This is a genomic window from Marinilabilia sp., assembly GCF_016278715.1.
Lineage (GTDB): Bacteria > Bacteroidota > Bacteroidia > Bacteroidales > Marinilabiliaceae > Marinilabilia.
The window spans coordinates 1-3,275 of record NZ_JADQBH010000287.1 but is presented as its reverse complement, the minus strand read 5'-3'; the positions used below and the strand labels follow the sequence as shown (position 1 = coordinate 3,275).

Annotated in this window: 3 protein-coding genes; 1 reads left to right on the top strand and 2 read right to left on the bottom strand. The window is 43.8% G+C overall.

Features of this window, described 5'->3' with window-relative positions:
* The coding region (locus tag QZZ43_RS17505; RefSeq protein WP_291862007.1) for a hypothetical protein at nucleotides 1-181 on the top strand (181 nt) is incomplete at its 5' end.
* Between the two features lie 254 nt (nucleotides 182-435).
* Here QZZ43_RS17505 and QZZ43_RS17500 read toward each other — a convergent pair.
* Together QZZ43_RS17500 and QZZ43_RS17495 are read right to left on the bottom strand one after the other, a co-directional pair.
* The gene (locus QZZ43_RS17500; protein WP_291862005.1) at nucleotides 436-1,326 is read right to left on the bottom strand and encodes an endonuclease/exonuclease/phosphatase family protein; all 891 of its coding nucleotides are present in this window, start codon (nucleotides 1,324-1,326) and stop codon (nucleotides 436-438) included.
* Nucleotides 1,327-2,212: 886 nt separating this feature from the next.
* Nucleotides 2,213-3,275 (bottom strand): RNA methyltransferase (locus tag QZZ43_RS17495; protein ID WP_291862004.1); only part of this gene is annotated, 1,063 nt, incomplete at its 5' end.

Sequence of the window (3,275 nt, the reverse complement as noted above, 5' to 3'; positions counted from 1 at the left end):
AGTCTGGATTCTTTTTGACTTAAAAAAGGGTCAATTGAAAATTTGTCAGATTCCAGATATTGTAATGGTTTTAAAAAACCAAATTACTTTAACCTTTTTCCAAAAAGGATTCCATCACCAAATCGTTAATCACGATTATGGTTTTTCTATTAACAATCATCAGGCTGAAGGCCGGGTTTGACTTTAACCCGGAGCAACGTCCCGGGGGCCCAAACCAAACCCATAAATTCGTTTTGTTGGCCGCAAGGCGGCCAACAAAACGAATTTATGGGAAATTTACTATTCCCGGGGTGGTGCCCCGGGCTATTTTTTGTTAGGCTTTCAGTCTGGATTCTTTTTGACTTAAAAAAGGGTCAATTGAAAATTTGTCAGATTCCAAGTATTGTGGTGGACTTGAAACCAGGTTTATTTTTCCCCACTCAGTTCTTTCGAAAACTAATTTACATCAAAAATCGCAACCACAGGACGGTGATCGGAAATAAAGTCTTCATAATCCTCGAAACACTGGTCGGGACGAATGGTCGTTGTGGATTCCCAATAGTTGAACCACTCATCGGTAATCAGAATATGGTCTATATGACTCGGCCATGAAGGATAAGACCAGAATTCCTCGCCCCCGTCGGCAACAGTGGCATCGGTAAAGCGATATGCGTCAGCATCTTCCGTGAAATTAGAAAATACATCATCGATGGCTTTCTCTTCATTAATTTCATCATTGAAATCGCCCAGTACAATCACAAAATCGTCAGGATAATTGGTATCCAGAAACTCCTGAAGCTTTTGTGATGCCACCCGGCGGCGACCGACAGATGTATCGTCGCCCATGGCCTTCAGATGCAGATTCACTAAAAGAGTTTCCATTCCGCTTTCGCGATGTCGAACTTTAATCACAAAAGGTGTCCGCGGGAAATTGTAGGTATCCTCCTCAAACCAGGCCTGGGTATAATCATCCAAAACCTCAACCTCAGTAGCTTTAACCAAATAACCCAAAGATTGTCCGTAGGAGGTTGGTGCAGTCGTAAAAACAGCCTCCCAACCCATCATTTGATTGGCCAGTTCGACCAAAGCGCCCTCGCTGGAAATTTCCTGAACAGCCACCACATCGGCATTCAGATGCTGCAACAGTTCGGCAGTGTGCATAATGGTATTGCCGGCTTTGGGAAACTGTTCCAGGTTGAATGTCACAATTTCCAAATCATCATTCTGCTCAAAACTTACTACACAATCGGCAAACGATTTTCCATTTTTGGTGGTTACCTCTGAATCGTCATCGCACGCAACAAAAATGAAAACGAGAGCCAGCAATAAAAACAAAGATTTCTTCATAATAAAATTGTCGTTTGTAATAAAAAAACCCTAACAATAAACCAACGGGACATCAGAAATGCCCGAAGATAGTTTTATCCTGATTATATAACAAAAAAAGTTAAATAGTTGAAATATGGCAACTATTTAATGCTTTTGGGGGCAATTGGGTCTTAATCATTTGTCCAGAAGGGATTTCATCCCTTATCCCGAATGTGGTTTTCAAATAGACAAACATCAGGCCGAAGTCCAAAGTCCGGGTTTAATTTTAACCCGGGCAAGGTCCCGGGATTGTAAACCGAACCAAACAAACCCGTTTTATTGACCGCAAAGCGGCCAACAAAACGAATTTATGGGAAAAATTTCGTTCCCCGGGGTGGTGCCCCGGGCTATTGTAAGTTAGGCTTTCAGCCTGGGTCCTTTTTTACTTTAAAGGTTGAATTAAGGATTTGTCAGACCGACAATAAAAATAAACTAATTGTTTTATACACATTTTCCGAAAAGGTTTTCACCCCTAATCCAGAAAGATGTTTTCAAATAAATAACCCTCAGGCTGAAGGCCGGTTTTAATTTTAACCCGGGGCAACGTCCCGGGAATGCTGAACAAACCCAAAAAACCGTTTTATTGGCCGCTTCGCGGCCAATAAAACGAATTTATGGAAAAAATTTCGTGCCCCGGGGTGGTGCCCCGGGCTATTGTAAGTTAGGCTTTCAGCCTGGGTTCTTTTTAACTGAAAAGGTTGAATTAAGGATTTGTCAGATTCTTAATACTCGGTGGACAAAAAATCCTCCATAACCATACATCCCTCAATCATTGCAAACATGGCAAATCGATTTTCTTCTAAAACCAATTTTTAACCAGTCAGCCGTAATTATTAATCTTATATGATTCAAAATTTTCAATTTCTTAAGTAGTTCCATCAATTTTCATTCTGATGCGCCACTCTTTGGGATAGAGGTTATTAAATCGATTTCCCACGTTTTTAACGAATCCAAGCCGGTTTCGGTTACACGTTATCAGAAAAAACCCACGCTCCGAACTTCCTTCGGCTACCGGAGGTTCTCCTTTCAGATAGTGAAGAGCCTCCGTTTCCGACAGTTCCAGCTCCGGGAAATTGTCGCTGCACTCCCAACTCATTGCCAGCGCATGGTCGGGCACAAAACCTTTGCGTCCAACAGTGCCAAGGGGAATACCCGCATGCAACAGATAAAGTTGCTTTTGCATGGATTGCAACGCATTCATGTACTTTTCCGGGAAAGCAGACCAAAGCTCATTTCGCTCAAAATAAGTATATCGATCAGGATTTTTGATGAGCGCGCGTAACTCCTGAGGAACCTTCACCGCTTTGCGTTTGGCACTGTTGGTTTTAAAAGAACGGGGACTTTCCTTTTTTTGCAACAAAGCCACGAAAAACCCTTCTCCCCGGACTTTGTGCGGATAAAAAGCCAGTCCGTTGCCATCGCTGATTTCTACCGATGTAATGCCCCAATCGTCCGGCACTTCCAATTTCATTACCTCTGCCCTCTTCTCATCCATCAACCATTTGAGATTTTCTTCGTTCTCTTCGGGATTAAAAGTGCAGGTCGAATAAATTAACCAGCCGTTTTCCCTCAGCGCATCCCAGGAATCAGAAAGAATGCGGCGTTGACGAACGGCACAATGCCGGGTATTCTCAACCGACCACTCGCGACGAGCCACCTCTCCTTTGCGAAACATCCCTTCGCCCGAGCAGGGTGCATCCACCACCATCACATCAAACAAACCGGGTAATTTGGCAAAAGCCGATGGATCGGACTGAGTGACCACTGCATTGGACGCCCCCCATTTGATGATGTTCTCACGAAGGATGCGCGCTCTGCTCTGAATCACCTCATTGGCCACCACAAGTCCTTCACCCGCCAGGAAAGAAGCAATCAGAGTAGATTTTCCACCGGGAGCTCCACACAGATCAAGGACCTTTAGGCCCCGA